This is a genomic window from Streptomyces sp. JN8 (assembly GCF_055808075.1).
The window spans coordinates 652356-669705 of record NZ_CM147852.1; the positions used below are offsets into that span (position 1 = coordinate 652356).

Genomic DNA, 17350 nt, shown 5'->3' on the forward strand with positions numbered 1-17350 from the left:
CGTACGGAGGTGCCTGCGGTCAGGAGTCGCCGAAGCTCTCGTCGAGGAAGGCGAAGATCTCGTCGTCGTCGGCGGAGTCGATGTCCTCGACGATCGAGTCGCCGTGCTTCTGCGCCCCGTCTCCGCTGAGGCCGCTGCCATGGAGCCCGTCCCACAGGGAACCGAGGGCGGCGAGACGTACGGCGATCTCGTCGCGGGCGATGTCGTCGGGCACGACCGAGGCGAGGTCGGCGGCGGTCAGCTCCTTGAACGCCGTTTCGAGCCGACCGAGTTCGGCGAGGAGCGGCGGTACGTCCGTCCCCTCGGGGACGAGCCGAGAGCGGAGGTGCTCGGCGAGGTCCGCCGGAGCGGGGTGGTCGAAGACCAGCGTCGCCGCGAGGTGCAGCCCCGTGGCGGCGGTGAGCCGGTTGCGCATCTCGACGGCCGTCAGCGAGTCGAATCCCAGGTCCTTGAACGCCCGGTCGGCCTGAATGCCGTCCGTGCCCGTGTGGCCCAGGACGAGGGCCGCGTGCGTGCGCACCGTGTCGAGGAGCAGCGCCCGCTGTTCGTCCTCCGTCAGTCCGGACAGCCGGTCGGCGAGGTTCACCGGCCCGCCTCCGGCAGGACCACCCGAGGGCGACGCGCCGACCGTCCTGCGACGGGCCGCGGCATGCGCCGTCCCGCTCCGGATCAGTCCGCGGAAGAGCGGCGGGACGTTGCCGTCGGCGCCCAGTGCGGCGGTGTGGAAGCGCGCCGGCACCTGGAGCGCCTCGTCGAAGCCCTGGGCCGCGTCGAACAGTGCCATGCTCTCCGCCGGGGACAGCGGCAGGACACCGCCCCTGGCCATGCGCCGGAGCAGGGCCTCGGTGTCCAGATGGGACGTCATCCGACCGCTCCCGGCCAGGCCCCAGCCGAGGGAGAGCGCGGGCAGCGAGCGGCCACGCCGGTACTGGGCGAGTCCGTCGAGGAAGCCGTTGGCGGCGGCGTAGCTTCCCTGACCCGAGCCGCCGAGCAGGGCAGCGACGGACGAGAACAGGACGAACGCGGTGATGTCGAGACCGAGTTCGGGATCGAGGGCCGCTTCGTGGAGGTTGAGAGCGGCATCCACCTTGGGCCGCAGGACGCCGTCGACCCTGTCCGGGGTCAATGACGTGACCACGCCGTCGTCGAGAACGCCCGCCGCGTGGACGACTCCGGTGAGCGGGCGCTCCGGCGGTATGCCGCCGAGGAGTTTCCGGAGTGCCGCTCGGTCGGCCACGTCACAGGCGGCGACCGTGACGGTGGCGCCCAGGTCGTGCAGTTCCCGTACGAGTTCGGCGGCGCCTTCGGCCTCGGGCCCCCGACGCCCGGCCAGGAGCAGGTGGCGCACTCCGTGTTCGGTCACGAGGTGGCGGGCGAGTGTTCCGCCCAGGTTCCCGGTGCCGCCGGTGATCAGGACCGTGCCGTGGGGTTCGAAGGCCGGTGGCATCGTCAGGACCAGTTTGCCGACGTGTCCGGCCTGGCTGAGCGTGCGGAAGGCATCGGGTGCCCGCCGGATGTCGTACGGGGTGACGGGCAGCAGGCGCAGCGCCCCGGACTCGAACAGTTCCAGCAGTTCGGCGAGCATGCGGCCGATCAGCTCCGGGCCGGCCTCCATCAGCTCGAAGGCCCGGTAGACGGTTCCCGGCCGGTCGGCGGCGACCTGCGCGGCGTCGCGTACGTCCGCCTTGCCCAGTTCCACGAAGCGCCCTCCGCGCGGCAGCAGTCGCAGGGAGGCGTCGACGAAGTCGCCCGCCAGCGAGTTCAGGACGACGTCCACGCCGCGCCCGTCGGTCGCGTCGAGGAACCGGTCCGCGAAGTCCAGCGTCCGTGAACCGGCGATGTGCCGGTCGTCCAGGCCCTGTGCCCGCAGTGCGTCCCATTTGGCCGTGCCGGCCGTGCCGAAGACCTCGGCCCCGAAGTGCCGGGCGAGTTGGACGGCAGCCATGCCCACACCGCCCGCCGCCGCGTGCACCAGCACCGACTGGCCGGCGCGCAGACCGGCCAGGTGCTTGAGTCCGTAGTAGGCGCTGAGGAAGACGGCGGGTACCGAAGCGGCCTCCGCGTAGGACCAGTCGCGCGGCATCGGGGCCACCATGCGGTGGTCGGCCACGGCGTACGGCCCGAAGCCGTCGGTCCACATGCCCAGGACGCGGTCCCCGACGGCGAGGCTCACCACGTCCGGGCCGACCTCGGTGATCACTCCGGCGCCCTCGGCGCCCATCACGCCCTCGCCCGGGTACATGCCGAGCGCGATAAGCGTGTCCCGGAAGTTGAGTCCGGCTGCCCGCACCGCGATCCGCACCTGCCCAGGTGCGAGCGGAACGGTGTCGGCCTGCGCCGGTACGAGCGCGAGGTCCGAAAGGGTTCCGGTGCCGCCGCCGACCAGATGCCAGGCCCGCGTACCGGCGGGCGGCAGCAGCGTCTGCGAGTCCCTCACGGACAGGGGTGCCAGCCTGGGCACGTGCACATCGCCGTCGCGCAGGGCGAGTTGTGGTTCGCCGGTCGAGATCGCGGCGGCCAAGGCCGCCCCGTCCACGGCTCCCTCGTCGAGGTCGACGAGGACGATGCGGCCGGGCTGCTCCGACTGCGCGGACTTGATCAGACCCCAGACGGCCGCGGCCACCGGGTCGCGCAGCGGGTCGGCGTCACCCGTGGACACCGCTCCGCTCGTGACCAGCACCAGGCGCCGGTCCCCCGCGGCACCGTCGCTCCCGCCCTCTTCCGCCGCCTCGTCCGCGGCCACCCAGCCCTGTACCAGCTCCAGGGCTCGGTGGACGGCGTGGCGCACGGCACCGGCGTCCATGGTGGGCGACTGCGGCACGGGGACGGCTATGAGGGAGGTCGTGCCGGCGGCGGCAGCGGAGCCTGCCGTGTCCACCTGCGTCCGTACGGCCGACAGCGCGTCGGCCAGGTTCCGGTGACGCTCGGTCCCCATACCGGCTTCGGACAGCGCTTCCGCAAGCCCGGGACCGTCAGGCCTCGGACCGTCGAGTCGAAGGCCGTCGAGCCCGAGGCCCTCGTCCTCGCCCCCGACCACGATCCAGCGGGGCGGAGTAGGAGAGGTGGCGCTGCCGGTCGGCGGGGAGAGGACGGGCCACTCGATCCGGTGCAGCATGTCGTGGGTCGCGTCCTGTCCGGCCGGCCGCAAGTGGTCCGGGGAGACCGTGCTGACGACGAGGGCGTCGATCTCACAGACGAGGCGCCCCCGCTCATCGGCGCACTCCACGCGTACGGCATCGGCCCCGACCGCCGAGACACGGACCCGCAGGCGCTCGGCTCCCGGGGCGTAGAGACGAATCCCCCGGAAGGTGTACGGCACACGTGCCTGTCCGTCGTCGGGGAAGAACGCTCCCAGACGCATCGTCTGGAACGCCGCGTCGAGCAGCGCGGGGTGCAGGCCGAACTGCTCGGCAGACGGCAAGGGGACGTGATGCAGGGCGACTTCGGCGTAGACGTCGGCCCCGTCCTGACGGCCTGACCGTACGCCCTGGAACAGCGGGCCGTAGCCATAGCCGTGTGCGGCGAAGGACGCGTAGAAGTCCTCGGCCTGGAAGGCATCCGACTCCGTCGCTGCCACGCTCCATTCCACTGCGGGGCGAACGGCGTCCCCTTCCGCGTCCACCCCGGAAGCGAGGACGTCAGGGGCGGGGGCGACCGTCGCCTGAGCGTGCTTCGTCCAGGCGGACGTGCCCGTACGGATCTCCGTATCCGACTCCGCGTCCGGGCTGGTCTCGGACGATGCCGCAGGTGTGCGCGTCGTACTCGGGTCTCCGTCCGGCCGCGAGTGGACGGTGATCGTACGACGTCCCTCGGCGTCCGCCGTGCCCACGACCAGGCGCAGTTGAAGGGCAGCGCTGTCGGACAACAGCAGCGGCGAGGTCAGCGTCAGCTCTTCGATCAGGTCGCATCCGACCTGCCCGCCGGCCCACAGGACGAGGTCGACGAACGCCGCACCGGGCAGCAACGGCGTACCCAGCAAGGTGTGTTCCAGCAGCCAAGGATGCGAGTCGGCGGAGAGCCGAGCGGTGTAGAGGTGCTCGCCTGATTCGGGGAGCTCCGTACCGGCATCGAGCAACGGATGACCGGCCTGCGCCATACCGAAGGAGGAGGCATCGCCCGTGCGGCGGGCAGGGTCGTTGTACCAGTAGTGCCGTCGTTGGAAGGGGTAGGTGGGCAGGTCGACCGTGCGGGCGCCGGTGCCGTCGAACAGTGCCGGCCAGGACACCTCCACCCCTTGGACGAACGCCTCCGCCGCAGAGGTCAGGAAGCGGCGGAGACCACCCTCGTCACGACGCAGGGAACCCACTGAGCAGACCTGCCGGCCGGTGGATTCCGCGGTCTCCTGCACCGCACCCGTCAGTACCGGATGCGCACCGCACTCCACGAACACCCGGAAACCATCCACCAACAGCCGCTCGACCGTCTCCTGGAAACGGACCGGCCGACGCAGATTCCCGAACCAGTACCCCGCATCCATCGACGCCGTATCCACGACACCCGCTTCCACCGTGGAGTAGAGGGGAGTCTCGCCGGTCACCGGGGAGATCCCGGCCAGAATCCCTTCAAGCTCGGCCTTCAGGTCCTCCACGTGCGCCGAGTGCGAGGCGTAGTCCACCGGCAGAACACGCGCCCGCACCCCCTCCACCTCACACGCGGCCACGAACTCCGCCACCGCATCCACATCACCCGCGACCACGGTGGCGGACGGTCCGTTGACCACCGCCACACCCAGACGCCCCGCCCACCCCGCCAGACGCTCCTGCACCACAGCGACCGGCAGCGCCACCGACGCCATCCCACCGTGCCCGGCCAGCTCACGACCGATCAACCGGGCACGCAACACCACCACACGCGCCCCGTCCTCCAACGACAGACCACCCGCCACCACCGCCGCAGCGATCTCCCCCTGCGAATGCCCCACCACCGCATCCGGCACCACACCCAACGACCGCCACAACGCCGCCAGCGACACCATCACCGCGAACGACGCCGGCTGCACCACATCGACCCGCTCCAACGCAGACCCGTCACCCAGCACATCCGCCAGACTCCAGTCCACCAAGCCGGCGAACGCCGCCTCACAACGCGCCATCGACTCCGCGAACACCGACGACTCCGCCCACAACCCGAGCGCCATCCCCGCCCACTGCGTCCCCTGACCAGGGAACACGAACACCGACCGGCCACCCTCACCCGACGCCACACCCGACACCAGGACAGGAGACACTCCCCCACCGGCCAGAGCATCCAGACCTGCACTCAACTGCGCAGAGTCCGCCGCAAGAACCACGGACCGGTGCTCGAACACCGACCGCGACACCACCGACGACAACCCCACATCCACCAACCCACCAGACGCAGCAACCTTGCCGACCCGGCCCGCCAGCTCCGCCACCGCACCCGCAGAACGACCCGACACCACCACCGGTACCACAGCCAACCGAGCATCCCCGGCGGCCTGCCCCGCCTCCCCGACCGGCGCCTCCTCCACCACCACATGCGCATTCGTCCCGCTGAGTCCGAACGAAGACACCGCAGCCCTGCGAGGGCGCCCTACCTCCGGCCACGGCTCTTGCTCCGTCAGCAGGGACACCGCACCCGCCGACCAGTCGACATGCGGAGAGACCTCGTCCACGTGCAGCGTCTTCGGCAGGACCCCGTGCCGCATCGCCATGACCATCTTGATCACGCCCGCCACACCGGCAGCCGCCTGCGTATGCCCCACGTTCGACTTCAGCGAACCAAGCCGCAAAGGCCGACCCGCATCTCGCTGCCCGTACGTCGCCAGCAACGCCTGCGCCTCGATCGGATCACCCAGACGCGTCCCCGTGCCGTGGCCCTCCACCACATCCACATCAGCCACACCCAACCGCGCATCCGCCAACGCCTGACGAATCACCCGCTGCTGCGACGGACCGTTCGGAGCCGTCAACCCATTGCTCGCACCGTCCTGATTCACCGCCGAACCACGCACCACCGCCAACACCCGACGCCCATGACGCACCGCATCCGACAACCGCTCGACGAGCAACACGCCCGCGCCCTCGGCCGGTCCGAACCCGTCGGCCGAGGCGGAGAACGCCTTGCAGCGACCGTCCGCGGAGACTGCACGCTGCCGGGAGAACTCCACCAGGACTTCCGGCGTCGACATCACGGTCGCTCCGCCGGCGAGGGCGAGGTCGCACTCCCCGTTGCGCAGGGCCCGCACCGCCAGGTGCAGCGCGACCAGCGACGACGAACACGCCGTATCCACCGTCAGCGCCGGCCCCTCCAAGCCGAGGGTGTACGAGATGCGGCCCGACATGACACTGGCCGAGTTCCCGGTGCCGAGGTAGCCGTCAAAGCTGTCGTTGCCGTTCTGCAGCAGCGGCATGTAGTGCTGGCCGTTGGTTCCCATGAACACGCCGGTACGGCTGCCGCGGCGGCCGGCCGGGTCCAGGCCCGCACGTTCGAACGATTCCCAGGCGAGTTCGAGGACGATGCGCTGCTGCGGGTCCATCGCCAGCGCCTCACGCGGCGAGATGCCGAAGAACTCCGCGTCGAACTCCCCCGCGTCGTGGAGGAACCCGCCCTCCCGGACGTAGGAACGCCCCGCCGCGTCCGGATCCGGGTCGTAGAGCCCCGCCACGTCCCACCCGCGGTTGACGGGCAGGTCCGACATCGCGTCGCGGCCGGTTTCCAGCAGCTCCCACAGTTCGTCGGGTGTTCCGACGTCACCAGGGAGGCGGCAGGCCATGCCGATGATGGCGATCGGCTCGTCCTGGCCCGTCGGAGAGGTGGCGCTCGGTTCATCCGCCGCGGAGTCGGCGCCCGCCGCACCGTCCTCGCCCAGAAGTTCCTCGCGCAGGTGGTCGGCGAGTGCGCCGGGGTGGGGGTGGTCGAAGACGAGGGAGGCAGGGAGGGCGAGCCCGGTGGCCTCCTTGAGCCGGTTGCGCAGTTCCATCGCGGTCATGGAGGTGAAGCCGATGTCCTTGAACGCCCGGCTCTGGTCGATCGCCTCGGGAGCGCTCTCTCCCAGCACGGCCGCCACGTGGGCAGTGACCAATTCCAGGAGCGCAGTTCGCTGGGCGTTCCGGGACTTGTCCCGCAGAGAGCGCGCCAGCTCCGTGCCGCCGGGCGCTCCGGTCCGGGCGGCCTGGTCCGCCATGGCCGCCGCCTCCGCCTCGCGGAGACGGCGTACCTGGGGCAGCTCGTCGAAGAGGACGCTGGGACGTACGGAGGTGAACGACGCGAGGAACCGCTCCCAGTCGATGTCGGCCACCGCGGCGTCGCCCCCGCCGCCGTGCAGCTGCTGGTTCAGCGCCCGGTCCAGCTCCGCGAGCGCCGCCTGCGGCTCCAGCGGAGCGATGCCGTACTGCCGCAGCGACTCGGCGGCGGAGCCGTCCGCGGTGACGGAACCCGCCCAGGGCGTCCACGCGACGGAGGCCGCCGACAGACCGCGGGCCCTGCGGCGGGCGGCCAGGGCATCGAGGTGAGCGGCACCGACGGCGTACGCACCCTGCCGGACACCACCCCAGATCCCCGCGACCGAGGAGATCAGCACCAGCTCCGGTGCGTGTGGTCCGTCGAGCAGCGCGTCGAAGTGCGCGGCGGTCGCGGTCTTGACGGTGACGGCCGCCGCGAGGTCGGCCGGGCCGATGCTCGCCAGCGGAGTGAGCTCCGCCGCGGGCGGAACGACGACCACGGTGGCAGGGGCGTACTCGGCGACCAGGGCGGCGAGGGCTGCACGGTCGGCAAGGTCGGGTGCCACAGCGGTCGTCACGCTCTGGGCCAGATCCGCGAGGGTGGCCGGGAGTTCGGTCAGGGCGGGATCCGCGAGGACGACGTGGTCCGCGCCGCCGGTGAGCAGCCATCGGGCCAGTGGTTCACCGACGGCGTCGAGGTCCCCGGCGAGCAGCACCGTGCCCTGCGGGCGCCAGTCCTTCGGTCCCCGGCGCGCGGTGGCTCGTACGAGGCGCCGGCCGTAGGCACCTGAGGGGCGCACCGCCACTTGGTCCTCACCATCGGCGATCCCGGCGGCCAGGGCCCGCACCGCAAGCCCCGCCGTACGCGCATCGGCGTCCGCCGGGAGATCGATCAGACCACCCCAACGGTCGGGAAGTTCAAGACCGGCGACCCGGCCGAGCGCCCACAGTTGCGCACCCGCCGTCTCCGGCACCTCACCAGGCACCACGGACACCGCCCCCCGCGTCACCGCCCACACCGGAACACGGAAGCCGTCTCGGTGGGCTTGGCGCATCAACGTCAGCGACGCGGCTCCCGCGAGCCCCACCTCGCCGTGATCCGGGTGCGGGCCCGATGCCAGTCCGAGGAGAGAGAAGATGCCCGTGACATCTGTTTCTTCCTGGAGTATCCCGTCAAAGAGACCGTCGAAGTGCGCCGCGCTGGGGTCAAGAGCAAGGGTGTGCACGGTGGCGCCGTGGGTGGTGAGGGCGTGCTGGAGGTCGTGGGCGATCCGCGTGCCGTCGGCGTCCAGGGTTTCGGGCACGACGAGCAGCCACCGGCCGTCAAGACGCGACGACTCCGACAGCGACAGACTCTTCCACACCACCTCATACGACAATCCGTCCTGGACCCCCGACGGAACAGCCGCCGCAGGAGGACGTGACTCCAGCCAGTAACGCCGACGCTGGAAGGGGTAGGTGGGCAGGTCGACCGTGCGGGCGCCGGTGCCGTCGAACAGTGCCGGCCAGGACACCCCGACCCCTTGGACGAACGCCTCCGCCGCAGAGGTGAGGAAGCGGCGGAGACCTCCCTCGTCACGACGCAGGGAACCCACTGAGCAGACCTGCCGGCCGGTGGATTCCGCGGTCTCCTGCACCGACCCGGTCAGTACCGGGTGCGCGCCACACTCCACGAACACCCGGAAACCATCCGCCAACAACCGCTCGACCGTCTCCTGGAAACGAACCGGCCGACGCAGATTCCCGAACCAGTACCCCGCATCCATCGACGCCGTATCCACGACACCCGCTTCCACCGTGGAGTAAAAGGGGGTCTCGCCGGTCACCGGGCGGATACCAGCCAGAATCTGTTCAAGCTCGGCCTTCAGTTCCTCCACGTGCGCCGAGTGCGAGGCGTAGTCCACCGGCAGAACACGCGCCCGGACCCCCTCCACCTCGCACGCGGTCACGAACTCCGCCACCGCATCCACATCACCGGCGACGACGGTGGCGGACGGTCCGTTGACCACCGCGACACCCAGACGCCCCGCCCACCCCGCCAGCCGCTCCTCCACCACCGCGACCGGCAGCGCCACCGACGCCATCCCACCGTGCCCGGCCAGCTCACGACCGATCAACCGCGCACGCAACACCACCACACGCGCCCCGTCCTCCAACGACAGACCACCCGCCACCACCGCAGCAGCAATCTCCCCCTGCGAATGCCCCACCACCGCATCCGGCACCACACCCAACGACCGCCACAGCTCGGCCAGCGACACCATCACCGCGAACGACGCCGGCTGCACCACATCGACCCGCTCCAACGCAGACCCGTCACCCAGCACATCCGCCAGACTCCAGTCCACCAACCCGGCGAACGCCGCCTCACACCGCGCCATCGACTCCGCAAACACAGCAGACTCCGCCCACAACCCGAGCGCCATCCCCGCCCACTGCGTCCCCTGACCAGGGAACACGAACACCGACCGGCCACCCTCACCCGACGCCACACCCGACACCACACCAGGCGACGGCACACCAGCCCCGACAGCAACCAGACCGGCACTCAGCTCCGCAGAGTCCGCCGCAAGAACCACGGACCGGTGCTCGAACACCGACCGCGACACCACCGACGACAACCCCACATCCACCAACCCACCAGAACCAGCCGACTCCTTCACCCGGCACGCCAGCTCCGCCACCGCACCAGCAGAACGACCCGACACCACCACCGGCACCACAGCCAAAGGCTCACCGCCCCCGACCGTCTCCCCGCCCTCCGGAACCGGCGCCTCCTCCACCACCACATGCGCATTCGTCCCACTCACACCGAACGAAGAGACCGCAGCCCTGCGCAGACGCCCCACCTCCGGCCACGCCTCCTGCTCCCTCAGCAGGGACACCGCACCCGCCGACCAGTCCACCTCCGCCGTCGGCTCATCCACATGCAACGTCTTCGGCAACACCCCGTGCCGCATCGCCATAACCATCTTGATCACGCCCGCCACACCCGCAGCCGCCTGCGTATGCCCCACGTTCGACTTCAACGAACCAAGCCGCAAAGGCCGACCCGCATCCCGCTGCCCATACGTCGCCAACAACGCCTGCGCCTCGATCGGATCACCCAGACGCGTCCCCGTCCCATGCCCCTCCACCACATCCACATCACCCACACCCAACCGCGCATCCGCCAACGCCTGACGAATCACCCGCTGCTGCGACGGACCATTCGGAGCCGTCAACCCATTGCTCGCACCGTCCTGATTCACCGCCGAACCACGCACCACCGCCAACACCCGACGCCCATGACGCACCGCATCCGACAACCGCTCCACCGCCAGCACGCCCACACCCTCGGCCCAGCCCGTGCCATCGGCAGCAGCCGCGAACGCCTTGCACCGCCCGTCCGCGGCCAACCCCCGCTGCCGCGAGAACTCCACGAACACACCCGGCTCCGCCATCACCGTCACCCCACCCGCAAGAGCAAGGTCACACTCACCACTCCGCAACGCCCGCACCGCCAGATGCAGCGCCACCAGCGACGACGAACACGCCGTGTCCACCGTCACCGCCGGCCCCTCCAGACCCAGCACATACGAGATACGACCCGAAGCGACACTCCCGGACGTCCCCGTGCCGAGGAATCCGGCGGTCTCGTCGTCGGAGGCGACGGAGACGGTCGCGGTGCTGCCGTAGTCGTGGTACATCACTCCGGCGTAGACGCCGGTCCGTGAACCGCGGAGCGAGTGCGGATCTATACCCGCCCGCTCCAACGCCTCCCACGACGTCTCCAACAACAACCGCTGCTGCGGATCCATAGCCAACGCCTCACGCGGAGAAATACCGAAGAACCCCGCGTCGAACTCCCCCGCCTCATGCAGGAACCCACCCTCACGCACATACGAACGCCCAGGCACCCCCGGCTCAGGATCGAACAGACCCCCCACATCCCAACCCCGATCCGTCGGGAACGGAGAAACCGCATCCACCCCCGACACCACCAGATCCCACAACCCCTCCGGCGACGACACCCCACCCGGCAAACGGCACCCCATCCCCACGATCGCGATCGGCTCGTGCCTGGCCGACTCGGTCCGGCGGATCTGCTCGCGCGCCTCGTGCAGGTCGGTCATGGCGCGGCGGAGGTAGTCGCGGAGCTTCTCTTCGTTGGTGGCGGGCGATGTGGAAGACATCGTGCTGTTCTCCAGGGGTGTGGGGCGGGCGGCGGAGGCGGAAGGGTGGCCCTGGGCTACGTCGATCGGAAGTCGCTGTCGAAGAGGTCGAAGAGTTCGTCGTCGCTGCTGGCGGCGAGGCGTTGGCCGAGCGACAGCTCATCGGGGCCCTGCCGGTCGTGCTCGCCCGGGCTGCCGGTCGGGCGGCTGACGCCCGCAGCCGAGGTGAGCGTGCCGAGCAGCGCCTGGAGACGCTCCGCGATGTGGTCGCGGCTGCTGTCGTCGGTGGCGGCGGTGGCGAGTCCGGCCCGGATCCGGTCGAGTGCGTCGAGAACGGCCGGGAGGTCCGCCGGGATCTCCTGTGCTCCCTTCGGCAGTTCCTGTTCCAGGTGGTCGACGAGCGCCGCGGGTGTCGGATGGTCGAAGACGAGGGTGGCGGGGAGCTTCGTTCCGGTGGCCGCGGTGAGCCGGTTGCGGAGTTCGACGGCGGTGAGCGAGTCGAAGCCGGACTCCTTGAAGGAGGACTGGAGCTGGACGCGGCCGGCGCCGGGGTGCCCGAGTACCGAGGCGATCTCGGTGCGTACCAGTTCGGTGAGGGCGGTGAGCCGTTCGCCCCGGGGCTTCCCGGCGAGCCGTTCGGCCAGGGTGTCGGACGCCGGGGTCGGGGGCGCCTGGCCCACCGCGGGATTCAGCGCGTCGGCGCCGGCCGAGGGTCCGGCACCGGCGGGCGGGGGCACCAGGGTGTGCAGCACTTCGGGCACCACGCCCGCGTGTACGGCGCCGCGGGCGGAACGGGCGCGCAGGCCGGTCAGGTCGAGGCGGATCGGCAGCAGGACGGCCTCGGTCCTGGCGGGGTCGCAGGCCTCGTCGAACAGGTGCAGCGCTTCGGATGGGTCGAGCGGGAGGATGCCGGAACGGCGCAGCCGTGCCAGGTCGGCGGCGGCCAGGCTCGCTCCCATGCCGTCGGCCGCCGCGCCACCGCCGTCACGACCGTCACCGCCGTCACCGCCGTCACCCCACAGTCCCCAGGCCAGGGACACGGCGGGGAGGCCCTGCGCTCGCCGCCAGACGGCGAACGCGTCGAGGAAGCTGTTGGCGGCCGCGTAGCCGGACTGGCCGGGGCTGCCGAGGGTTCCGGCGGCCGACGAGAAGAGGACGAAGGCGGACAGGTCCAGGTCGCGGGTCAGTTCGTGCAGGTGGCTGACCGCGTCCGCCTTGGCCCGCAGGACCGCCGAGAGGCGTCGGGGCGTCTGCGCCGTGACGATGCCGTCGTCGAGTACTCCGGCGGTGTGCACGACGGCGGTGAGCGGGTGCGCGGCGGGGACGGCGGCCAGGACGCCTTCGAGCGCCGAGCGGTCGGCGGCATCGCAGCGGACGATGTTCACGGTGGCGCCCAGGCCGGTCAGTTCGGTGGCCAGGTCGGCCGCCCCGGGGGTGTCCGCGCCTCGTCGACCGGCCAGGATCAGGTGCCGGACACCGTGCTTGGTCACGAGGTGCCGGGCCACGGCCTTGCCCAGGGTCCCGGTTCCGCCCGTGACGAGCACGGTGCCGTCCGCGGGCCAGGGGCCGGAGGGGCCCGACGGGGCGGCCTCGGGGGCAGCGGTCGTCTCCGGTGCGGTGACGTCGCCGGGGTGTCCGGGGACGGTGTCCTGCCCGGCCGTTCCCCGGGCGAGCCGGGGGACGAGGATCTCGGAGCCGCGCAGCGCGAGTTGGGACGCCCCGGAGGCGACGGCCCGTGGCAGGGAACGGTACGAGGCGGCCGGGTCGGCGGGGTCCGCGTCGACGAGGACGAAGCGGCCCGGGTGCTCGGACTGTGCGCTGCGGAGCAGCCCCCAGGCGGCGGCCGCGGCCGGGTGGACGGGGCTCGTGCCGGCCGTCACCGCCCCCTGCGTCAGCACGACCAGTCGCGCGTCGGCGAAGCGGGCGTGGGCCAGCCAGCCCTGTACCAGGGCCAGGGCGCGTGCGGCCAGGTCGTGGGCGCCCGTGGCGAGAGCGTCCCCGTCGTGGCCCAGCAGCGCCAGCACATGGTCGGGCGGGGCCGTGTCGGAGGTCGCGAGCGCGAGCAGGTCGTCATGGGTTCGCACGGGTGCCTCCGCCCCGTCGCGTACGGCGTCGAGGAGGGCCTGGACCGGGTCGCCGAGGACGCCCCACTCCGCTGCCGCCGGCCTCGGACCGGCGTGCCCGGTCACGGAACCGGGGGCCGGTGTCCACTCCAGTCGGTACAGCGGTGTGCTGTCCGCCTCCGGGTCCTGGAACCGGCTCTCCGCCAGGGGGCGCAGCGTGAGCGAGCGGGCGGCGAGGACCGGGCGGCCCGTCGGGTCGGCCGCGGCGACGGTCACGGCGTCGGGGCCCGCCGGCGCGATGCGTACGCGCAGGGAGTCGGCGCCGCGGACGTGGATCCGGACGTCGCTCCAGGCGAACGGGAGCAGGCCGCGGGCCTCGGTGGACCGCTCGCCGAACCCGGTGGCGTGCGTCAGGGCGTCCAGCAGGGCCGGGTGCATGCCGTACCGCGAGGCGTCGGCGGACACCTGGCCGGGGAGCCGGACCTCGGCGAAGACCTCTGCGCCGCGGCGCCAGACGGCGCGCAGTGCCCGGAACGCGGGGCCGTACGTCACGCCGCCGTCCGCGAGGCGCTGATACTCGGCCGCGACGGCGTCCGCGTCGAGGGCGACCGGGGTCGCGTCGGCCGGGGGCCAGGCGCCGAGCAGTTCGGTCGGCACGCCGGTGCCGTCGCCGGCCTCCTCGGGTGCGGGGGCGAGGGTGCCGGACGCGTGGCGGGTCCAGTCGGAGGGGGCATCGGCGGGACGGACCGTGTCGGCGGGCCGGGAGTCGATGCGTAGCGAACGGATGCCTTCCGCGTCGGGGCCGCTGACCGTCACGCGCAGTCGGACGCCTTCTCCGCTCTCGGGCAGGACGAGGGGCGTGGCGAAGGTCAGCTCGGCGACCCGGGGGCAGCCCGCTTCGGCGCCCGCCCAGGCGGCGACGTCCAGCAGGGCCGCTCCGGGCACCACGGCGTGGTCGCGGACGCGGTGGTCGGCGATCCACGGATGGGTGCGGAGGGAGAGCAGTCCGGTCCGCACGGTGCCTTCCCCGTCGGGCAGGTCGATGACGGCCGGGAGCAGGGGCTGGTCCGTCGCCTCCAGACCGGTGGCGGTGGGGCCGGCGGCGGGGGCCGGGGCGTCCAGCCAGTAGCGCGTGCGCTGGAAGGCGTAGGTGGGGAGCTCGACGGCGGGCCCCTCGGGGTCGCCGTGCACGGCCGCGAGGTCGATGGGGACGCCGTGGGTGTGGACGGTGGCCAGGGCCCCGAGGCAGGTGGTCGTCTCGTCGCGGTCCCGGCGCAGCAGCGGCACCGTCAGCACGGGTCGCCCCCCGCCGTCGGCGCGGGAGCCGGTCGTGTCGGGGTCCGCCGGGTCGTCCTGGCGGGGGGCGTCTCCTTCCTCCTCGCGGAGGCAGTCGCGGCCCAGGGCGGACAGCACGCCGTCCGGTCCGAGCTCGACGAAGGTGTCGATCCCCTGGTAGCGCAGGGTGCGGAAGCCGTCGCTGAAGCGCACGGCCTCGCGCGCGTGGCGCACCCAGTACTCCGGGGCGCACAGCGTCGCGGCCGACGCGATGTCGCCGGTCAGGTTGGAGACCAGCGGGATGCGCGGTTCGGCGTAGGAGACGGCGCGCGCGATGTGGGCGAACGGTTCCAGTGCGGCGTCCATGTGCGGCGAGTGGAAGGCGTGGCTGACGGGCAGCGCCCTGGTGCGGCGGCCCCGCTCCCGCCACAGCGTGGCGAGTTCGGCGACCACGTCCTCGTCGCCCGAGATCACGGTGGCGTCGGGACCGTTGAGTGCGGCGACGGCGACGCGCGCCGACCTGTGGGCCGCGAGCGCCGTGATCGTCTCCTCGATCTCCGGGCCGGTCGCCTGGATCGCCGTCATGGCGCCACCGGCCGGCAGCTCGCCCATCAGTCGGCCCCGCGCCGTCACCAGGCGGGCGGCGTCGGGCAGGGTGAACACTCCGGCGACGTGGGCGGCGGCCAGTTCGCCGACGGAGTGCCCGAGGAGTGCGTCGGGGCGCAGGCCCCCGGCGGTCACCAGTCGGAAGAGGGCGACTTCCAGGGCGAACAGTGCGGGCTGGGTGTACTCGGTGCGGTCGAGGAGTCCGGCCGTCGCGCCGCCCGGCTCCGCGAACATCACGTCGCGCAGTGGGCGGTCGAGGTGCCGGTCGAGTGCCGCGGCCGTCTCGTCCAGGGCGCGGGCGAACACCTCGTACCGCTCGTAGAGCTGCCGTCCGGCACCCGGCCGCTGGCTGCCCTGTCCGGTGAAGAGCAGTGCGGTACGGCGGCCGCGCGCGGCCCGGCCGGTGATCACCCCGGGTCCGTGAGCGCCGCCGGACGCCAGCTCCGCGAGGCCGCTCAGGAGGTCGGCGGTGTCCTGTCCGAGGACGACGGCCCGGTGCTCGAACGCCGTGCGGGAGCGGACCAGCGTCCGCCCGACCGCGGCGGGTGAGACGTGGGGGCGGGCGGCGAGGTGGTCGTGGAGCCGCCGGGCCTGTGCGCGCAGGGCCGCTTCGGTCCGGCCCGCGAGCGGCCAGGCGCCGCCGCCGGTGGCCGGTCGGGTCTCCGCGACCGTGGTGTCGCCGTCCGGGACGCCTTCCAGGATCAGGTGTGCGTTGGTGCCGCTGGCACCGAAGGACGACACTCCGGCGCGGCGCGGGGCGTTTCCCTGGCCGGGCCAGTCCTGTGCCCGTGTGAGCAGTTCCACCGCGCCAGCCGACCATTCCACCCGGCTGGAGGGGCGGGTGACGTGCAGCGTGCGGGGCAGCCGTCCGTGGCGCATCGCCAGCACCGTCTTGATGACTCCGGCCACTCCGGCGGCGGCCTGGGTGTGGCCGATGTTGGACTTCAGCGAACCGAGCCACAGGGGTCGTTCGGGGCTGCGGCTCGTGCCGTACGTGTGCAGCAGGGCTTGCGCCTCGATGGGGTCGCCGAGCCTGGTTCCGGTGCCGTGCGCCTCCACCGCGTCGATCTGGTCGGGGTCCAGGTCGGCGTCGGCGAGCGCCTCGCGGATCACTCGTTGCTGGGCGAGGCCGTTGGGGGCCGTCAGGCCGTTGCTCGCCCCGTCCTGGTTGACGGCGGAGCCTCGGATGACCGCCAGGACGGTGTGGCCCTCGGCCACCGCGTCCGACAGCCGCATCAGGAGCAGCAGGCCGGCGCCCTCGGCGAAGCTGGTGCCGTCGGCAGCGTCGGAGAACGCCTTGCAGCGCCCGTCGGAGGCCAGGCCGCCGAGTCGCGCGAAGTCGACGAACAGGTCGGGGGTGGACAGGACGGTCGCGCCGCCCGCGAGCGCCATGTCGCACTCCCGCCGCCGCAGTGCCTGTGCCGCCAGGTGCACGGCGACCAGTGACGAGGAGCAGGCCGTGTCGACGGTGACGGCGGGGCCCTCCAGACCGAGGGTGTAGGCCACCCGGCCCGAGGCGATGCTGCCCGCGCTGCCGTTGACCAGGTAGCCCTCGAGGCCCGGCGGGATCTCGTTCAGCCGGGCGCCGTAGTCGTGGTACATGACGCCCGCGTACACCCCCGTGCGGGAGCCGCGGGCGGAGACCGGGTCGATGCCGGCGCGCTCGAACACCTCCCAGGCGGTCTCCAGCAGCAGCCGCTGCTGCGGGTCCATGGCCAGGGCCTCTCGCGGGCTGATGCCGAAGAACTCCGCGTCGAAGTCGGCGCAGTCGTGGAGGAATCCGCCCTCGCGGGAGTGCACGGCTCCCGACTCCGGGTGGTGGAGCGCGTCCAGGTCCCAGCCCCGGTCGTCGGGGAACGGCGAGGCGGCGTCGGTGCCGGAGTCGACCAGCCTCCACAGGCTCTCGGGGGTGGTCACCCCGCCGGGCAGCCGGCAGCTCATCCCCACGATGGCGATGGGCTCGCGGGCGTCGTGCTCCAAGGCGTTGAGCCGTTGCCGCGTGCTGTGCAGCTCGGCGACGACCCGCTTCAGGTAGTCGCGGATCTTGTCATCGTTGGCCGTCATCGAC

Annotated in this window: 1 protein-coding gene and 1 pseudogene; both read right to left on the reverse strand. The window is 72.3% G+C overall.

Annotation, left to right across the window (positions count from 1 at the left end; translation table 11 throughout):
* Positions 1-19 precede the first annotated feature (19 nt).
* Positions 20-11374 carry an SDR family NAD(P)-dependent oxidoreductase gene (locus tag ACY0MR_RS03015; protein ID WP_473561673.1) on the reverse strand — a complete coding sequence of 3785 codons (11355 nt, stop codon included), beginning with the start codon at positions 11372-11374 and terminating at the stop codon, positions 20-22.
* Positions 11375-11415: 41 nt separating this feature from the next.
* Positions 11416-17337, reverse strand: a pseudogene (locus tag ACY0MR_RS03020) (type I polyketide synthase); the annotation flags it as partial.
* Between the last annotated feature and the right edge of the window lie 13 nt (positions 17338-17350).